The sequence below is a fragment of the Flavobacterium sp. LAR06 genome, from assembly GCF_041946075.1.
Taxonomy (GTDB): domain Bacteria; phylum Bacteroidota; class Bacteroidia; order Flavobacteriales; family Flavobacteriaceae; genus Flavobacterium.
This window is the reverse complement of record NZ_JAUTYT010000015.1, coordinates 33585-53663: the sequence shown is the minus strand read 5'-3', so window position 1 is coordinate 53663 and position 20079 is coordinate 33585. Positions and strand designations below refer to the sequence as shown.

Annotated in this window: 15 protein-coding genes; 3 read left to right on the top strand and 12 right to left on the bottom strand. The window is 36.0% G+C overall.

The features are described from left to right. Positions 1-278: 278 nt before the first annotated feature. The 3 genes from Q7C23_RS19590 to Q7C23_RS19580 are packed head-to-tail and all read right to left on the bottom strand — an operon-like array spanning position 279 to position 6036. Positions 279-1364: an efflux RND transporter periplasmic adaptor subunit gene (locus tag Q7C23_RS19590; RefSeq protein WP_375034081.1), complete on the bottom strand. Its 1086-nt coding sequence runs from the start codon at positions 1362-1364 to the stop codon at positions 279-281. Beyond that, positions 1354-4638, bottom strand: a complete 3285-nt coding sequence (locus Q7C23_RS19585; protein ID WP_375034080.1) for an efflux RND transporter permease subunit — start codon at positions 4636-4638, stop codon at positions 1354-1356. Before Q7C23_RS19585 ends, Q7C23_RS19590 begins: the two co-directional genes overlap by 11 nt. 12 nt (positions 4639-4650) lie before the next feature. Continuing rightward, on the bottom strand, positions 4651-6036 hold the full coding sequence (locus Q7C23_RS19580; protein ID WP_375034079.1) for a TolC family protein: 1386 nt from the start codon (positions 6034-6036) through the stop codon (positions 4651-4653). Between the two features lie 163 nt (positions 6037-6199). Here Q7C23_RS19580 and Q7C23_RS19575 point away from each other — a divergent pair, with 163 nt between their 5' ends. The 3 genes from Q7C23_RS19575 to Q7C23_RS19565 all read left to right on the top strand — a co-directional run bounded on the left by Q7C23_RS19575 (position 6200) and on the right by Q7C23_RS19565 (position 8748). Further along, entirely contained in the window at positions 6200-7237 is a 1038-nt protein-coding gene (locus tag Q7C23_RS19575) for a sensor histidine kinase (protein WP_375034078.1), read from the top strand. Continuing rightward, the gene (locus tag Q7C23_RS19570; RefSeq protein WP_375034077.1) at positions 7237-7935 is read left to right on the top strand and encodes a LytR/AlgR family response regulator transcription factor; all 699 of its coding nucleotides are present in this window, start codon (positions 7237-7239) and stop codon (positions 7933-7935) included. Before Q7C23_RS19575 ends, Q7C23_RS19570 begins: the two co-directional genes overlap by 1 nt. A 339-nt stretch (positions 7936-8274) precedes the next feature. After that, positions 8275-8748 (top strand): PepSY-like domain-containing protein, encoded by a 474-nt coding sequence (locus tag Q7C23_RS19565; RefSeq protein ID WP_375034076.1) that lies wholly within the window; start codon positions 8275-8277, stop codon positions 8746-8748. Positions 8749-8932: 184 nt separating this feature from the next. Here the strand turns inward: Q7C23_RS19565 and Q7C23_RS19560 are convergent, their stop codons facing one another. The 9 genes from Q7C23_RS19560 to Q7C23_RS19520 form a co-directional block, all read right to left on the bottom strand. Further along, entirely contained in the window at positions 8933-9697 is a 765-nt protein-coding gene (locus Q7C23_RS19560) for an SDR family NAD(P)-dependent oxidoreductase (protein WP_375034075.1), read from the bottom strand. A gap of 132 nt (positions 9698-9829) precedes the next feature. After that, the gene (locus Q7C23_RS19555) at positions 9830-10552 is read right to left on the bottom strand and encodes an SDR family oxidoreductase (protein WP_375034074.1); all 723 of its coding nucleotides are present in this window, start codon (positions 10550-10552) and stop codon (positions 9830-9832) included. A 176-nt stretch (positions 10553-10728) separates the two neighbouring features. Further along, complete coding sequence (locus Q7C23_RS19550) at positions 10729-11652, bottom strand: helix-turn-helix domain-containing protein (RefSeq protein WP_375034073.1); 924 nt, start codon at positions 11650-11652, stop codon at positions 10729-10731. Between the two features lie 96 nt (positions 11653-11748). Further along, positions 11749-12312 (bottom strand): 2'-5' RNA ligase family protein, encoded by a 564-nt coding sequence (locus Q7C23_RS19545; RefSeq protein WP_375034072.1) that lies wholly within the window; start codon positions 12310-12312, stop codon positions 11749-11751. 16 nt (positions 12313-12328) lie between these two features. After that, the gene (locus Q7C23_RS19540; RefSeq protein ID WP_375034071.1) at positions 12329-14590 is read right to left on the bottom strand and encodes a CocE/NonD family hydrolase; all 2262 of its coding nucleotides are present in this window, start codon (positions 14588-14590) and stop codon (positions 12329-12331) included. A 92-nt stretch (positions 14591-14682) separates the two neighbouring features. Further along, positions 14683-16050, bottom strand: a complete 1368-nt coding sequence (locus Q7C23_RS19535) for an alginate export family protein (RefSeq protein WP_375034070.1) — start codon at positions 16048-16050, stop codon at positions 14683-14685. A gap of 5 nt (positions 16051-16055) precedes the next feature. Beyond that, positions 16056-17840 (bottom strand): amidohydrolase, encoded by a 1785-nt coding sequence (locus tag Q7C23_RS19530; RefSeq protein ID WP_375034069.1) that lies wholly within the window; start codon positions 17838-17840, stop codon positions 16056-16058. 92 nt (positions 17841-17932) lie between these two features. Continuing rightward, positions 17933-18622 (bottom strand): hydrolase, encoded by a 690-nt coding sequence (locus tag Q7C23_RS19525; protein ID WP_375034068.1) that lies wholly within the window; start codon positions 18620-18622, stop codon positions 17933-17935. Between the two features lie 220 nt (positions 18623-18842). Continuing rightward, positions 18843-19157: a hypothetical protein gene (locus Q7C23_RS19520; RefSeq protein ID WP_375034067.1), complete on the bottom strand. Its 315-nt coding sequence runs from the start codon at positions 19155-19157 to the stop codon at positions 18843-18845. Between the last annotated feature and the right edge of the window lie 922 nt (positions 19158-20079).

Below are 20079 nucleotides of genomic sequence, written 5' to 3'. Positions count from 1 at the left end.
TAAATCTCTGTTATCGAGCTTGCTTTTAATGTTATTCAGGATGACATAAAATGAGGTTATAACTTTGCGACTTTGCGACTCTGCGAGATTAATTCACAAGCCTAAAAAAACTTCGCGAATCTCTGTGAAACCTCCCAAAACAAAAAAAAGGGCGGCACCGATAGCATCGCCCTTTAGGCAAATTTTAATTTACATTTTAAAACCAAATCTAATTTTAAAATGCCGCAATGAATTGCGTACAGTTTTTGGTAATCACTAAACAGAAAGCAAAACGCAGGTTATTCGTTTATGATGTCGCCTTCCTTAGTTTCTTCGCTGGCAATTTTTACCAGTTTGTCTTTGCGATTTAAGTCGCCAAATATTTCGATTTTATCGTCGATTTCTCTTCCTCTTTTTACATTGACTCTTGTGGCTTTATGATCGATTACTTTAATTACAAAAGTACCTTCAGCTGCATTCACCAAAGCCGATTTCGGAATTACAAAGGTGCTGTCTTTCGCGTTAAGCGGTAATAGCACTTCGGCTACCATTCCCGGTAATAAATCTTTTTTAGTATTGTGAACATCCATTTCTACACGCTCAGAACGCAATTTTAAATCTAAAGCGCCCGACATTCTGGTGATCGTTGCTTTAAAGGTTTCCGGCAATGATTTTACATTAAAACTCATTTCGTCGCCGGTGTGTAAATATCCCGTGTACAATTCCGGAACAGAAACTGCCAAACGCAATTTGTCCTGCTGTTGAATGGTCAATAAAGGCAAATCTGAACCTTTTCCTGCCGGGCCAACAAATGTTCCTAAATTCACATTTCTTGCTGCTACAACACCATCAAAAGGAGCACGGATTTCAAGATAACCTCTCATAATCGAAACTTCTTTGTGTCCTGCAACCGCAGCCTGATATTGCGCGTAATCAGAATTTTTCTTTCCGCTGGCCATTTCTAGATCATTTTTAGAAATGGTTCCTTCCACTTTGCTGGTTTCATACAAACGGTTGTAAGTACTTTTACTTGTAGCGTAAATGGCTTCCATCGATTTCAGTCTTGATTCGGCTGCAGCGAGTTGCGAACTGATTTCAGGCGCTTCTAAAACGATCAAAAGTTGCCCTTTTTTTACTTTAGTTCCAATATCAACTTTAAGCAATTTTACAAAACTGCTTACTTTAGCATACAAATCTACTTGTTGAAAACCGGTTAATTCGGCTGGCAAACGCAATTCGGTTGTTAGTTTTTCTTTCTCTAAGAGAAACGTTTCTGTTTTAGGTTCCAATTCTGCAACAGGCGCTTCTTCTTTCTTAGAATTACAGCTGTTCAGGAAAAATAGTGCTGCAAAAAACAGCGCGCTAAATTGTATTTTATTTGTCATTTTTAGAATTTAATGATGAGATATAATGGATGCTTTCTTCGTCTTCAGGATCTAAAGAAACCGATTGTGTCGTTGTATGTTCTTGTGCCCACGCAAAGATAAGTGGCAGGATTAAGAGTACGGCAAAGGTCGAGAATAATAATCCGCCAATAACCGCTCTACCTAACGGAGAAACCTGATCGCCACCTTCGCCGTGACCAATTGCCATTGGCAACATTCCGGCAATCATCGCCACCGAAGTCATGATGATTGGACGAAGACGCAGCGCCGCCGCTTCACGAGCCGACTCTAAGGCGTTTCCGTTTATTTTACGCAATTGCTCGGCATTGGTAACTAGTAGTACGGCATTCGCGATCGAAACCCCAACCGACATGATGATTCCCATATAAGATTGTAAGTTTAGGGTTGAACCTGTAAGGGTCAGCATTAATAAGGCTCCTAAAACTACCGCCGGAACGGTTGTTAAAATCACCAGCGAAACCTTGAACGATTGGAAATTAGCGGCTAACATTAAGAAGATTACAAAAATGGCAACCAATAATCCTACTTGTAAACTACTTAATGTTTCTTCCAATACTTTACTTAAACCAATTGGAGAAATGAACAAACCACGTGGCAGTTCTCCTAATGAGTTTATTGTTGCAGCAACATCTTTAGACGCGGTCCCCAAATCGGTCTGGTTGATGTTTGCTGTAACGGTAATGTATGGCATAGCCCCTAAATTGTCATTTTCACCGCTTACAAAGCCAGGTGTAATTTTGGCAACGTCACTTAAAACCGGACGAAGCGAATTTTTCAATACCGGAATTTCTCCAATATCGGTTTTGCTTTTCATTTGGTTTAACGGAACCTGAACCTGAACGTTGTACGACAATCCGGCTCTTTCGTCAACCCATGTATTTTTCTCGGTGTATCTTGAAGATGAGGTTGAAGCCACAAGCGATCTCGAAATATCATTCATATCCACGCCTAATTCGGCAGCTCGTGTTCTGTCAATATCAATATTCATTGCTGGATAATGAATGGGCTGACCAATTTGTACGTCTCTGAAATACGCTATTTTTTGTAGTTTTTCTACAATTTTGTTGGCGTATAATTCATTTCGTTTTTTGTCCTTTCCGGCAATACGAACTTCAATTGGAGTAGGAGAACCCTGGCTCAAAACTTTATCCGTTAATTCGATTGGCTCAAAAGACAGTTTTACGTCTGGTAATACCTTTTTGATTCGCGCTCTGAACTCGTCTTTAAAGTCGTCCATATCCACGTGATATTCTTTCAAACTCACCTGGAATACTGCTTCGTGCGAACCGGCCATGAACAAATAAATCGGGTTAATCGAGAACAGCGACGGGTGTTGACCTACATATACAGACGAAATTCCGATATGCTCTTTCCCAACCATTTTTTGTAATTCTTTCAATACAATTACCGCTTTTTCTTCGGTACGTTCTAAACGGGTTCCGTCAGGAGCGCGCATTCTCAGCTGAAACTGACTTGAATTTACTTTCGGGAAAACATCTTTTCCGATAAACGTAATAAACGCAACCGCAAGAAGTGTTGCGGAAACAAGATAAACCAAAGCGGCTGTTTTTTTGAATGGAAACAAGCGATCTAAAGTTCGCATGAATCGGATTCTGAAACGCTCGAAAGCGCCTATTTTTCCGTTGCCGTCTGTATCGGTTCTTTCAACGTAATCTTTTTTCTGAGTGATCAGTTGTTTCTCAGATTCCGGAGTTAAGCCACAAGCGTTGAATTCTGCTTCATCATCTGTAATATCAGGTGTATGTTCGTGTTTGGCATGTCCTTTCATGAGCCAGTTCGCCATTACAGGCACAAAAGTTTGTGAAAGTAAGAACGAAATTACCATTGAGAACCCGATTGCCAATGCCAATGGCAAGAACAAGGCTCCCGGAATACCAACCATGGTAAATGCCGGAGCAAACACGGCCAGTATACAAAGTAAGATCAATAATTTAGGCAACGCAATTTCCTGACAGGCGTCCCAAATGGCGAGCGCCTTGGGTTTTCCCATGTCCAGATGCTGGTGAATATTTTCGATCGTTACGGTACTTTCATCCACCAAAATACCAATTGCCAAAGCCAATCCGCTTAAAGACATTAAGTTGATGGTTTGTCCGAATAATTTCAGGAATAAAACTCCCGAAATAATCGAAATAGGAATCGTTAAGATTACGATCAATGCCGCACGTCTGTCTCCAAGGAAAAGTAAAACCATGAGTCCGGTTAAAACCGCACCGATAATTCCCTCAGTAATTAAACTTTTAACCGAGTTGATTACATAAACCGACTGGTCAAATTCGTATGATAATTTTACATCTTCCGGAAGTGTACTCTGAATTTTAGGCAATTCTGCTTTCAATTTCTGAACCACATCCCAGGTCGAAGCATCTCCGGCTTTTGCAATACTGATATAAACCGAACGTTTTCCGTTTACCAGAGCATAACCCTGCGTAATATCGGCACCGTCTTTTACCGTTGCTACATCGCCTAATTTTAAGTTTTGAACGCTTCCTTTAAAGAGTGGAATGTTTTCAAAGTCTTTAACTTCTTTGATGGTATTATTTGTTGGTGTAATATAATTGATATTACCCATTCTCACGTTTCCGGATGGAGCAGTTTGGTTGTTGATACGAATCGCTTCCACAATTTGATCTGGCGTCATATTGTGCGAACGCAACAAATCCGGATCTACGTTAACCTCAATTGTTCTTGGGCTTCCCCCAAAAGGTGCCGGCGATAATAATCCCGGAATCGAAGTAAACGAAGCACGAACGTAAACGTTAGCTAAATCCTGCAATTCATTATTCGATCTGATTTTACTGCTCAAAACCAATTGCCCAATTGGCAAAGAAGAGGCATCAAAACGAATGATAAACGGAGGTTGTGTTCCCGGAGGAAAAGCCGCCTGGATTCTGTTTGAAAGTGAACTCAGCTCGGCAGCAGCCTGAGCCATATTTGTATTTTCATAATAGGTTAATTTCATAATCATTAACCCCTGAATATTTTTGGTTTCAACTGATTTTACACCGTTTGCAAAGGGTAAAATGTTGACATAAGTCTTAGCGAAATAAGCCTCCATTTGGTCTGGTGTGTAACCTCCAAAAGGGTGCGCGATGTAAATTACCGGCAAGTTCATTTTCGGTAAAATATCTACCTTAATATCCTTGATGGCACCAATTCCGAAGAAAAATAAACCAGCCACCATAACTAATATGGAGATGGGTTTGCGGAGTGCAAAACGTATTAAATTCATTAGGATCTATAATTAAAATTCATTTATAAATAAGTCGAAATTGCCTGATGCGGCTACTTTTAGTAAATACGATTGCCACACATTGTTGTTGACGATATCACGGTCAATTTCGGCACGATTTAACGTAAAGATCGTTTGTGTCAAATCGGTTAAATCGGTTAATCCGTTTTTGTATAAAGTAGATTTTTGTAAGTACGCTTTTTGAGCTGCGTTGACCTGAATTGGCGCTTCGGCAAAATTCTCCAGCGTGATTTTTATTTTATCTTCTGCAAAACTCATCTGCGATTTTAATTCTCTGTCCGCCTGATTGTATTCTTCTTTGAGAGCCTGAGAAACAAATTTTTGAGCGCTTACCTGTCTGCTCATTCGGAACGGTGTGGTCAAATTCCAGCTAATCCCAATTCCGATCAAATAGTTAGAACGATCCGGATTTACGCCATCCCAATAATTTCTTGTGAATGCGGTCTGGTCCTGAACGTAATTCGTATCAAAACCAGAAGCGCGGGTTTGTACAACACCAAAGGCGCTCATCGTTGGGTAATAAAAACGTTTATATAGTTTGGTTTGCTGATCGCTATAATCGATTCTTGTTTTGTAATATTGAAGTAACGGATGAAGGCTATCAGTTGTTTTTTCGGCTGTTAAAATGGCTTTCGGAATCTGATTGACAAACAAAGTGTCTGTTTTGAAATCCTGTGGCGCAACACCCATTAAGTCGACTAATTTATTGTTTTGTTCCTTAACGAAGTTTCGGGCCAGGTTCAAAGCAATTTTAGCTTTTGAAACTTCGGCTGTAGCCAGGGTAGAATCGACTCCCGCCAATAATCCGTTTTTAACCCGGGCAACAGCTGTCTTTTTGAAAACTTCTGCGCGGCTTAAATTCTTTTGCTGAGAGATCAGTAATCTTTGGCTTGCCAGTAAATTCAAATAAGCAGCAGAAATCTTGATTTCCTGTTGAAACATTTCCTGTTGTAAATCACGTTCTTTGGCCTGAAGGTCGACTTTAGCCAAATTGATTTTTTCCTTTGCTTTTCCGAAAGTGAAAAAGTCCCAGTTCATATTGACTAGATAAAGGGCTCCAAAAGCGGAGTTCCAGTTTTGATTGGGTAAAGCAGGACCTGAAGAAGCAGCGGCCAGACCATTTAATCCGTAAAGAGCACCATTTTGCCCATTGATTGTTCCGTAATCCTGTTGAGCTGATAAGTTCAGATTCGGCAAGTAATCGCGTTTGGATTGTTTTAGAGTCTCGCGCGAGGCATTGGTGTAATTGCTTTTTGCCCGGATAGAACCGTAGTTTTCAAGACCTGTTTTTATAGCTTCTTTTAAAGACAAGGTTTGTGAATAACCAATTGAGGCAAAAATCAAGAAAAATAATAAAGTAATTTTTTTGAAATACATAAAACTCAAAGTGTGAAATTATCTCCCAAAATTATTTCTCTTACATGGATATAAGCGTTCTTAAATGATGTAATGCAATTAAAAATGACCAATTGAATTTGTCATTTATTGGGAATGATAATTAAATATTTGTCTTTAATTTGTAAACTATTTGAAAATTAAAATGAATAAAAAGTTTGATAACATCTTGGATAACAAATGGTGGCAGGAGATTGCCGTGGTTGCGTTTTCCTTTACCATATATACACTGAAAAACGACTGGATGCTCTTTAGTTCCATGACATCAGTCTTAATGGGCATTTTCTTCTACTTTATTTTATACATGCACGCCCAATTCAACCGTTTCTTTCTTCTTCCGATATTATTCAAAACCCAACGTCCTTTAACTTATGTTTTTCTAACGCTTTTTGGTGTGTTTGTGTTCTCGGTCATTTTGTACGAAATCACAATGCTGGACATGTTCAGCAATTGCCGTTTGTATCAAAACTCGCATCAAAGAAGTTATATGTATCAGCTGGCGAGTGTTTTAGGGACTTTGGTTTGTATTTTGAGTCCGATTATTGTTTTTAAATTCTACAGAATTCACAGAAAACAAACCGACGAAACCTTGTTGTTCAATCAAATGCAATTGAATTCCTTAAAAGGACAATTGAATCCGCATTTTTTATTCAATACCTTCAATACACTTTACGGAATCAGTTTGGAATTCCCGGAAAGAACTCCGGATTTGATTATGAAAGTATCGCAATTAATGCGTTATCAGCTGGAAAGCAATAACAAACAATGCGTATCTTTAGAAGAGGAACTGCAATTTATAAACAGTTACGTACAGCTTGAAAAAGAAAGAGTAGGATACCGCTGCGATATTACATACGATTGCAAAATTGACAATGAAAATGCCTATAAAGTATCACCAATGTTGTTGATTGCTTTTATAGAAAATGCTTTTAAACACGGAACCTGCGCCATTGAAAAATGTTTTGTGAGAATCATTGTTACCGTTGAAAATGGATTATTGCATTTGCATGTAGTGAATTCCATTCCGACGAAAAAAACGGATGTGGTTTCTACTAAAATTGGTTTGAAAAATACCATTGAACGTTTGAATTTAATTTATGGAAAAGACTATAAATTAGATATTCAGGATGATAAAAATACCTATATCGTTGATTTGAAATTGCAACTCAAAAAGTTTCTGTAATGAAAGACCCAAAAAAATGTATAATTGTGGATGATGAGCCGGCAGCGCATTATGTGCTGGCAAACTACATCAAACAGAATCCGCAATTAGAATTGGTTTTTCAAGGGTATAATGGTATTGAAGCAATGGATTATTTACGCGAAAATCACGTTGATTTGATGTTTTTGGATATTAATATGCCGGAGATTTCAGGAATGGAATTGCTGAAGATTATTCCAACGCATCCTAAAACCATTTTAACGACTGCTTATTCTGAATTTGCATTGGAAAGTTACGATTACGGCGTAATTGATTATCTGCTGAAACCCATTTATTTTCCACGTTTTCTGAAAGCTGTTGATCGTTTTTTTTCAACAGAAAATGCAAAAGCGAAGGAAGAGGAAGTAGCTGTAAATTCGATCAACGTAAAAGTGGACGGTTATTTTATGGATATTGAACTGGATCAGCTTTTGTTCGCACAGAGTTTTGGAAATTACGTGAAACTGCACACAATTAAAAGAACGTATCTGGCCTCGATAACCACAAGTGAATTAGAGAAATGCCTGCCGGAAAAAAGCTTCATGCGTATTCATAAGTCGTATATCGTGGCTTTGGATAAAATTGATGTTACCGAGAAAGATTTCGTAATTATAAAAAACGAAAAGCTCCCCATTGGGATTACTTATAAAAGAGAATTGTCTGACCGACTTAAAAAGTAGTGAAATGTTAGATTTCAGATGCAAGAAACAAGATGTAAAATATAGGATTTAAAAAGGAATTGACTTATACAATTCACAACTTATAATTATAATTCATAACTCAAAAAAGATTGCTTACTAATTCAGTTATTTAAGAAAGAGCCTGCTAAAGAGTAACATCTTTGCAGGCTTTTTTGATTTATATGATATTGGTTTTTTAATGTTTATTTAAAAGTGTCTTTCTATTTTTTTAAAATAAAGTCTCGACTGTAAAATATCCTTTAAAACTATTTTTTCTTGCATAAAAAGTAGTACTTTTAATACGCTAAATTGAGCGTGATTAATTTAAAAGTTGAAATCATGAAAAACGTATTTATAGCTGTTTTGTTTCTATGCAGCGGCTTTTTGCTGGCACAGGAAGGAACGAATATGAAAGAGAAAATAACGCCGCCGGAGAAAGTTTTATTTACTTTTCAGAAAGAATATCCAAATAAAGTACCCGTTTGGGCGATAGAATATGTTGGTGATGATAATGATGAAGTTCGTTACGAAGCGAAATTCAAAACCGACACAAATGCTGAAGCGCTTGCCGTTTATGATAATTTAGGTGTTTTAAAAGCGTATGAATTACAAATTCCGTTTAGCCAGTTACCAGCAAAAGCACAGGCTTATCTGAAGAAAAATTATCCACCAAAAGCGATTAAAGAAATTGCAGTTGTGGTAGATTATAAAAGCAAAACAACCTATGAAGTGATGGTAGAAAAGGATTCCAGATTTTATGATGTTGTCTTCGATAAAAATGGCGGATTTGATGTCATCATCGAAAAAAATTAAAATACGCTTGCTTACTAATTCAAATATATTTGAAACGACAAACCCGATAGAGATTAAAAAATCTATCGGGTTTTGTTTTATATATCATACAACGGAACTGTCAGGTTCAACTAGTGTAGAAAATCAACTACGATGTTTTATTTGTCAAAGCAATTGTCATTTCACTTTGTACCATTCACAATTATTACAACATCATACCACCAGAAACCTCAATACGTTGTGCATTTACCCATTTTGCCTCATCGGTACATAAAAACGCTACAACTCCGCCAATATCGTCTGGTAAACCAACTCTTCCTAATGCGGTTACAGAAGCAATTTGTTGGTTCATTTGTTCATTATCACGAACAACTCCACCGCCAAAATCGGTTTCTATGGCGCCTGGAGCCACAACATTAGCTCTGATTTTTCTTGCGCCTAATTCTTTTGCCTGATATTTAGTCAAGGTTTCGATTGCACCTTTCATAGAAGCATAAGCTGCATAACCTGGAAAAGAGAACCTCGCTAAACCAGTTGAAATATTTACAATTCCGCCACCGTCATTCATTACGTTTAATGCTTTTTGAGTCAGGAAAAACGGCCCCTTAAACTGAATATTAGTCAATTGGTCAAATTCGGCTTCTGTTGTTCCAATGAATGAATTATGAATTCCGATTCCGGCGTTGTTTACCAGAAAGTCGAATTTATCGGTTTTAAAAGTACTTTTTAAGACTTCAGAAACACTACCAAAGAAAGAATCAAAAGTAGCCGAATCGGCTACATTTAATTGAAGTGAAGCTGCTTTTTGACCTAAGTTTTCGATTTCTTTTACAACTGACTCAGCTTCTTCTTTTTTGCTGTTGTAGGTAATGATTACGTCGATTCCTTTTTTTGCAATTGCGATTGCCATGTTTTTTCCTAAACCTCTGCTGCCGCCTGTTACTAAGGCTATTTTTGTATTTACTGCCATTTTATTTTAGATTTTAGATTTTAGATTGTTGATTATAGATTGTTGATGAAAGAAGCAAGAAGCAGGAGGTAAGATGTTTTACGATTTCCATCATATCTTTTTTCTTGCCTCTTGAATCTTGTATCTTAGTAATTATGAATGTAATGCCTCAAATGAAGCTTTTAATTCCGGGACACTTGCGTTTAATCTTGTTTCGCTCGTACCAAAAGTTAACTCGTTTTTACCTTGTTTTAATTGTTCGAAAATGGAAATAATAAAGTCCGATACACTGGGATGTGCATTGTGTAAACCAACTCCACCCAAATCGGTGTTCAATGCTGGCGGAATAATTTCGATCACTTCAATGTTTTTTGCTTTTAAAATATGACGCAGAGAAAGTGTAAACGAACGGAAGAAAGCCTTTGTAGCCGAATAAACCGGAACTTTTGCAAAAGGCGAAAAGGCCAATCCGGAAGTTACATTCATTACCGTTTTAAGTGATTCTAATTGAATAAATAAAGAAGTTAAATGCAATGGCGCTTCGATATTGGTGTTAAGCTCTGTTTTCATGCTTTCGTAAAAATCAGCATCGGTAACGGAAACCCATTTTTGAATTCCGGCATTGTTGATTAGTACATTTAAATCAGGGTGATTTTGGGCAATCCATTCGTAAAGTGCGATGCGTTCTTTTTCATCTGATAAGTCGCATACTTTTGTAATCACTGTTGGAAATTTTGCTTTAACTTCATCTAAAACAGATGCTCTTCTTCCGCAAATAATTACGGTATTGTTTTCCTGAATAAAACGTTCGGTCAGGCCAAGTCCAATTCCGCTGGCACCGCCTGTTATTAAAATTTTGTTGTTTGCTAAGTTCATCTTTTTGATCTTTTAAATTGATAAGACAAAGGTAGGAGCAAAGCAGCGTTGGGGAATTGTAAATTTCAAACCGAAGTTTGCGAAATTCAAATCAAACAATTTTAAATTCCAATAATGAAATCGCAAATTCCAAATTCCAAAACCTGAAACCAGAAACCTGAAACTTGAAACAAAAATTAACTTCGAAAAGCCAAAGGCGTGAACGAAGTCTGTTTTTTAAAGAAATTAGAAAAATGAGCCAGTTCTTCAAAACCTAGTGAAAACGCTATCTCAGAGATGTTCCAATCCGTTTGTTTTAAAAGGATTTTGGCTTCGTTTATTAGACGGGTGCTGATTAATTCGGTTGTGGTTTTTCCGGTATTTTCTTTTAAGACCTTATTCAAATGATTAACGTGAACCGATAATCTTTCGGCAAAATCTTTTGCAGTTCGCAGTTCTAATCGCTGATGTGGTGATTCTATTGGGAATTGTCTTTCTAATAATTCAGCAAATAAAGAAGAAACCCTTGCTGCCGAATTATGTTTAGAATATAGCGCTGTTATAGGTTGTAATTTTTGTCCAAAGTGAATTAACTCAGCTACATAATTTCGAATTAAATCGTATTTATAGATATAATCAGAATTGATTTCTTTTTGTATTTTGTTGAATATCAATTCAACTTCGTTTACCTCCTCATCAGTTAACTGAAAAATAGGATAACCGTCTGAAGCAAAAATGGGAAGATCATCTAAGTCAATTCCGCTTTTGTTTTTGGATAAAAATTCGCTGGTAAAAACACAAAACTGTCCGGATTGATTGGTGTCCTGCGGTATATAATTGTATGGGATTTTTGGCGTAGCAAATAAAAGACCCTGCTTTTCTATATTGATTATTTTGTCAGCATATTCAGATCTGTTTTTACCCCGAATCAAACTGATTTTGTAATAAGCTCTCCTATCATAAGGCATAGCCGATTTTCCCTGCATTCTTTCCAGCAGTTCTTTAATGTCAAAAACATTAAAATGCCCAATTTCTTTTTTGATGCCATTGGGCAATAATGAACTTGGTTCAACAGAAGAACCTTCGGTAATATCCTGGTAAAATGAATCTAAGGATTTCATATGCGTGAATTGTAAAATTCAAATATACGAAAAATAAAATATTGTTTTTTTAGTTTTTAGTTTCAAGTTTCAAGTTTCAGGTTCTTTGCTTTGCGGTTAGAAAAGGCTCCCCTGAATTAATTCCGGCTGAGGATTACTGCCAAAAGGAAAAGTCTCTAAAATAAAATATTGTTTTTTGATCGGATCAAATTCTCTTAAAATAATGGCATCACATAAAAAATCCATATTGATTGTAGTGAATAAATCACGCGCAATTTGGATATTTTCTGGGGTTAGATTTCGTCCTATTGAGATATGCGGATCGTCGCTTCTGTCTTTACTGGAAATCTGAAGTGCTTCCTGAATTTTTTTCATCATAGGCTTTAAATTTATTTTAGAGTCTTCACTTGGAGATATGAAGAAAGCCCGACTTTCCTCATAAGCATCAAAATGATCTAAATAAATTTGAACAGGCGTTAAAGTATCAGCAATCTTAGAAAGCTTTTGTCTGTACTTTTCAAGCTGATTTTCATTTGCTTTAAATCCGCCAATTGTAATATGCGCTACAGAATTGCAGCTGCCGTACCATCTAATTATATTGAATAATTCTAGTTTTAGTTTTTTGATTACCTCAATTCCATCTTCTGAAGGATGAAAAACAACTGAATATTTCTTTTCCATTATATAAAAAATGACTTTATAATTTCAGGATCGGAAGCGTAATTGAGCTGTTACTATACCATTTTATTTCTAATGGATCTTTAGCATCAGTCATGTCTTCAGAACTTACATCTTTACCTGAACCGTAATTCACTTCCCAATTTGGATTTTTATTAACTCCCAAAACGATAACAATTGAGCTTCCTTTTTGTAATTCTTTAGAAGTGATAAAAGTCTGATTGATATCGATAGTCTCGATTTTGTTTGGTACTAATAGTTGTCTTTTTGTTCTGTCTTTTGCTAAACTGGCTCTTTGTATATTGTTGCTTAAAGCAAAATATTGGCCTTTCGCCGTTTTTTCATAAAGCTGTAACTCAACATCAATGTCTTTTTTATTACTGCTTATTTTTAAGGAAGCTTTTAATGAACCGCTTATAATTATTGGTTCTGAAACTGGATCACTTTCAAAAACTAACAAGTGTTTTTCAGGCTTAATAATAGAATCAGTAACATTAGGAAACCCGTTTACGTAATTGTCGTTGTAAATATTAATTTCTGAACGATCTTTAAAATCAACAATCTGCTTAATAGAGGTTGTTTTTTTGGGAGCTATTTTTTGCAAAGAATATTTAGAGTCTTTGCCGCTAAGATAAAAAGTAAGATCCTGATTGTGCATTTTATCTAACGACGCAACACTTTTCCATTCGTTTTTACCCATGATCTCAAAGTTTACTTTATCTTTTAAAATATCCGGACGTTTTGCACCCTTTAGGATATAATCAAACCACTGGAAAATAATAGCATTGATTGGAATATTTGCTGCTTCATCTATTGCGTATCCTCCTAATTCTTTTTTTGGATATCCCTGCGAACCTCCGTGATCATAAGGTCCAATTATTAAATAATAGTTGTTTGTTTTATTGTATTTCTGATATTGATTGTAATAGTACATAGCGCCAAGTTGATCGTCATCATAATAGCCTGTTGTACTTAATATAGGTATGTTGATGTTGGCAAAAGCTTCTTTTTGTGGTGTCATGTTTTGCCAGTAACTATCATAGGCTGGATGATCTAACCACCTTTGAAACAACGGAGAAGGATTACCTTCGACTTGATCTAACGTTCTGAAACTACTGCCGTTTTTATAATATTGAGAAAAAACTTCATCCCATTTTTTATTGTTTTGAAAATCACCAAGATCTGTTAATTTATTATTGGCAACGAGGTGGATCCATCTTAAGGCATAGCTCATAAAAATACCATTTTGCATCGGAAAGTCAATTCCTGCACCAACAGATACTAAAGGAACAATTGTTTTTAAGGCTGGATGCACTTTTTTCATAGCACTCCATTGTGCAAATCCCAGATAACTTCCGCCATATAGTCCAATTTTTCCATTGCACCAGGGTTGTTTGCTAACCCAATCCAGAATGTAATAAGCATCATCGCCGTCGTGTTCGTAAGGCTCAATTGGATCATTACTTAAATTTTTACCTCTTGTATTAGCAATAAAACCTACATAGCCCATATTGGCTATTTCTTTGCATTGGCTTAGCTCATTTCCGGCATAGATATTATATTTCATTACTACTGGTTGGGGCTCGGATACATTTCTGTATCTGACCATAGTGCCAGAAATTGTGCTTTTGTTTGGTAATGTAATAATGATGTTTTTATCAATTATATAAGTGTCGGCTTCTATTTTTTGAATTATTTTACTGGCAATAGAAAGTGTTTTACTGTAAATAAAATAGCGTGAATAATGACGGCATAAAACAGCTGCATCTTCTGCACTAATACTGTCACTTTTTTGAGCGGATTGTAGCTGCGATTCAAAATTGGTTTTCATTTCATCCAATTTTATTTCGTAATAACTCTCTGCCCAAGTTTTTCCATCCTTATCAAAGCTGTTGTATAACTTGTAAAATTCAGCCGTGTAAATGTTTTCAAAATCTGAATTTGATTTAGGTGCTTTTGTAATGGTTCTGGCATATGTTTTATAAATAAATCCCATAGGCCTATTTACGATGCTGTCACCTAATATTTCTTGTGAGTAGGTAACAAAATTTCGCTCCATATCTTTATAATCTCCGGCAACAAATTGTATTCTGGCATAGCTGTCTAAAAACGTTCCTTTGCCTGTATTTTTATAAATCGGTGCTACTTTTTTTGCCAGCAGAGGCATGTTTTTACTAATGTTGATACTATCACTGAATTGAGTTTTATCGAAATATATTTTTTGTGAAGTTGCTATTTGAAAAGAGAAACAAATCAATAGTATTAGGATATTTTTCGTCATGCCTGGAAATTATTTTTGAGGTTTTGGTTTAAATTTGTCTTCTCAAAAATAGTTTAAATTTCTTATAAAACGGATAAAGGTTTTAATTGTATTTAAAATTTAAATTGCGCCGTCAACGCTGCATAAAAATAATCTTTTCCTGTTCCGACTTCTTTTAAAAAGGAGCCTGCATTAAACCAGCCAGATTCTAATGTAAAAGCGAGAAAATTATTCGCAGTATAATCTATATTAGTAATCAATTGAGAGCCTATAAAACGCTCTGTTGTATCTTTTCCGGAATATAATAATTGCATACTAGGGGCATAAATACCATCGCTTAAAGTCTGTCTCCAGAAAATATCATAGTCCAATCCGAGGCTTAATTTCTCGGTTAAAGTAAAATTGATCGAAGGATGAATGTCAATTAAATTGGACGGACCGATTAAAGCCACTAATCCAAAATAAGCGCCTCTTGGGTACAACGGATTAAAAGTTTGTAAATGATTGTCATCTGACTGTTTATCTCCCGAAATAATCTCTGTTTTCAAACCAATTTCAGGACTGAATTTTATTTCTGAAAAAGTATAACAGGCAAAAGAGGAAAGTGTCCAGGCAGAGATTGATTTTTGATTTAGGTTTCCGAATTGGTATAATCCTTCAAAATCATACTTCCAGTTGCCTTTGTTTTTCCAGATTCGGGTTCCGATGGATTGACGGTTTTCTTCCCCGACAGCATCATCAAAAACGGATCTGTTTTTCCATAAACCTAAATAATAGAAATCTATATTCTGAATAAAGGGTACTTTATGAATCACTGTATAACTTCCCCAGAATTTGGCATTTTCATTAAAACTGTCATTAAAAGTTCCGGGTTTGTTGGCAACGGGATGCGTATAAAAAACATCGGTTTGCCAGTTGTCTTTTTTATAAAACAATTTGACTGCATCAAAAGCAAGACGGCTGTTTGGGCCTTCGCGAACGGCAATCAAACGCTGAGAACCATACGACATTTCCTGTCTTCCCAAGCGTAATGTCAATCGCTTGTTTTCCTTCTGAATAAAATCAATATCCAAAAAAGCCTGATGGAAATCCAATTCGTTTTCATCCACCGGACTCGGATCAATTTTGCTGTTGGCCAAGCTGCTTTGTAATTCCACAAAAGTTCTGAAAGCACCTAAATGAGCATCGGCGTGAAACAGATATCTGGAAAGTAAATAGCCATCGCCTTGATCAGAATCATCGCCCCATTTATCGTTAACAGTATAAGTGTATTGCAGTCTTGCTTCGCCGCCAATAGTAGCGTAATATTTACTGTTTTGCCCTAGTGGGATGTATTTGATTTTTTCATACCAATTTTTGGTCGAATCTTTCAAATAAGTCAAATCATCGTCATATCGCAGCTTTTGGAATGTCATTTTCTGCTGTGCATTTGCGGTATAAAAGAATCCCAAAAGCAGCAATAATCGGAATATAATTTTCATGTGATTTAGTTTTTTTGATAACCTCCAAAATAATTTACCGGACTCCATTCTGGTGTTGCTTTCGGAATTGGGTTTGCGAATGTTCTAAAGTCATTATCGGCATAAACTACTTTACCGTTTACAACCGTTAGTTTTGATTCTATGTTTAGAATTTTCTCTTCAGAAGTATTAAAATAATCATCAGAGAGTATCACGAAATCGGCCAAATTATTTGTTTTTAGCATGCCGCGATCTTTTTCTAAATTAATCAATTGTGCGCTTCCGTAGGTGAATAATTTTAAAGCAGCTGTTCTGTCCTGAATATTTTCATCGAGCATGTATTTTGTGCCACCCAACGTTTTTCCGGTTGTCAGCCAGTATAAACCCACCCACGGATTGTAGCTGGCAACACGGGTTCCGTCGGTCCCCATTCCGACTTTGATTCCCATTTCAAGGATCTTTTTAAGAGGAACCGTGTTTGCAGCAGCCGTTTTCCCATATCTTTTTATAAAACTTTCACCTTGATACGCCATTCTGTGCTGAATAGCCAAACCTCCGTTTAAAGCTTTTATTCTTTTTAGATTTTCAACCGAAACGGTTTCTCCGTGATCGAAAAACCACAATAATCCGTTTAAGGGTGTTTCTTTATCAATCTCTTCAATAACATTTAAAAAGCGGGTAATACTTTCGTTATAAGTGGCGTGAATTCTAAAAGGCCATCTGTTTTTAACCAATAATGATAGAACTGACTTTAATTGGCCTTCCATCGCCGGACTTAACTCTGGTCTTGGTTTGTCGAAGTTTTCAAAATCTCCGGCGCTCATAACCAGGTTTTCTCCGGCGCCTTGCGCATGGTATTCTACTTTATCGTCGTCATGATCATCACAGCCTTCGCCAATTTCAACCGTGCTGACCCATTTGGTATAATCGTTTAATTCGCTTCCTGCTTTTTGGGCAAATAAATAATACGGCATTCTGACAGTCAAATCACTTTCTTTGCATAAACCATTTGTTACGCCATAATCATCAGGAAAGTTTTGGAATCCGCCTCCGGCATCGATAATGGCCGTTACTCCAAGACGATTCATCTCAGACATAAACTGTTTGGTTGAATTTATTTTTTCGTCAGGGGTTAATTCAGGAAGTTTGGAAAGAGTAGAGTAGAGAATGAATGCGTTTGGCTCGGCAACTAATAATCCGGTTGGATTTCCGGCAGCATCTTTTTCAACCAATCCACCATTTGGATTTGGTGTGTTAGCATCAATTTTTAGAGCCTGCAAACCTGCTTTATTCAAATAAGCATGTCCGTATAAATGCAAAACAAAAGTTGGCACATCGCCTGTAGCTTGGTTTATTTCTTCTAAAGTGGGTAATCTTTTTTCTTCAAACTGATACGCATTCCAACCGCCAACAACGCGAACCCATTGGCCTTTTGGTGTTCTTTGTGCCTGCTCTTTTAGCATCGCCAAAGCTCTTTTTAGGGAACGAACGCCGTCCCAGCGTAATTCGGTATTAAAAAATCTTCCACCTCGAATAATGTGCATGTGAGAATCAAATATCCCAGGAATAATTACTTTTCCTTTCGCATCAATTACCGTGGTTTTTTTGTTTTTTAATTTTAAGATTTCATTGTTTGTTCCTGTTTTTAGGATTTTTCCATCGGCTACAGCCATAGCTTCAACAATAGTGTTTCTATCATCTAAAGTATGAATAACAGCATGATGAACGATGAGTGTGGCACTTTTGCCTTGAGCGAAAATAGGCAGTGAGAGAATTAAAAGTAATACGGATAGTAAGGCTTTTGGTTTCATAATAGTGGTTTTATGTTTAAGTTTTGGAGAAAAAAAAGGCTGTAACTTAAAACAGCCTTTTTTAGATAACCAACCAAGAACAATTCTATGAATTAATGTTTTAGCATTTCGTGTGCGTATTGAACACCAACACCGTAAGCACCACCGTATTTTTTAACTAAGTCTGTAACGGCTACATAAGTTTCCTGACGTGCCCAGTCACGTTGTAATTCCAGTAAATATTGTAATGAAGTGATTGGATGAGCACCAGCCTGAACCATACGGGTTACGGCCATTTCGTGTGCTTCTTTAGAAACGTCACCACTTGCATCTGTAATTACATAAACATCATAACCTTCGTTGATTGCAGATAAAGCAGGTCCAACGATACAAACACTTGTCCATAAACCGCCAAAAACAATTTTCTTTTTACCTTTTTCAGTTATCGCTTTATGAGCAGGACCATCTTCCCAGGTATTCATTGAAGTACGATCGATATAGTTTGACGTTTTTTGTGGATAGAATTCTTCTATTTCACGGAAAACAGGTCCGCTAAATGATTTTTCTGCTACTGTTGTAACAACAGTTGGAACTTTAAAGATTTTTGAAGCACCGGCAACTAAAGCAGTATTGTTGCGAAGCTGATCGATTGGAATGTTGCTTACCGCAAAGGCCATTTGGCTTTCGTAATCAATTAAAACCAAAGTGTGATTTGTTGGGTTTAATAACGCAGGACTTGGTTTTTGTGCGAATCCTATGAATGTTACGAATAATAAAACTGCTGTTAAGATTAATTTTTTCATGGTAATGTAATTTTGTGTGTTAATAAAAGGTTTTTTAAAATTTATATTCATTGTGATTTTCAGTTTAGTGCGTTCAAAAGCAGTGCCTTGTTTGTAAGGCTTTGATTTATAACGATTTTTTGAAAAAAGGGCAATAGTGATTTTAACGATATATCGTCAATGATTAGGCGATCTTCGTAAATGTTTAATAAAAAGGCATTGATGTGAAAAATTTGGGTACCTAAATTTTTCCTTTAAGATGTAATCTGTGTTGTATTTCTGATTTTAATAAACCGCTTCCTCCGCCAAAATGCTCAATTACTTCGACATCGGGTTGCTGTTTTAAACAAAAATTAGTAAACTCTTTTTCGACATGATCTTCGATTCCGGAACTCAGCAGAACAATGTCAATTTTGTTGTTTAGAAAATATTCCTGAGCAGCATTTTCATCGCTGAAGCCTACTGCATTCCAGTCTTCGTAAGCATTCACCAAGCGAAGTAAAATCTCCAGTATTGGTTCGTTTTTTCCGAGTATTAAGAATTCAAATATTTTCATTTTTTTCGTTTTAAAGGTTCTAAGGTTCTGAGGTACTAATTTTTTTCTTTTGTTCAGTTGTCAATAGAACGTCTAATTTACTTTACAAATGTATTTCATAATTTTTAAGTTGAACTTAATCTAGGACAAGAAAGCAATCTTAGCATTTTAATCCCTAGGTAGCTTAGCCACTTTATATAAACAAATTTATTTCTTAAATCTTAATTCCAACTTAATCTAGAATAAGAAAGCAATCTTAGCTTCTAGTCCCTTAATAGTCTGGCTACTTTATGGGAACAAATTTATTTCTTAAATCATAATTTTAACTTAATCTAGAATAAGAAAGCAATCTTAGTCTCTTAGCCTCTTAGTGCCTTAGCAGCTTAGCTACTTTTACAGGAACAAATTTATCCCATAATTTCTAAGTTGAACTTAATCTAGAATAAGAAAAAAATCTTAGCCTCCTGGTCCCTTAGTAACTTAGCTACTTTATATTTATGTAGTACTATTATGAATAACTGTTATTTTTAAGAAATGGCTAACTAAAACGAATTCAATTAAATGAAAATTAAACAAATGTTAAAAATTAAAAAAAAGTGCGAAAATGAGGAAAACCGTAAGTTTATCTTAAAAGTTGCTTGTAGTTTTGCGCTGTAGAAGATCAAAAAGTTATACTGTTTTGCCTTTTTTAATAGTATAATGATCTTCTTAAAACTGTTTTTGGAGAAACATTTTTTTAATGAAAATTTGACGATTCACTTTTACCGTGAATTCATTGTGTAAATTTGCAAGACATACAATAAAGTCAAAATTTTTATAGGGTTTTTAGATTTGGTTACACGTTAGCCAAATTTAAAAACCCTTTTTAATTTTAATTTTGAGAATCTGTTCGCTATAGTCCATGGTTTCAACCACGAGAGATATAATGACTAAAATATTTTAT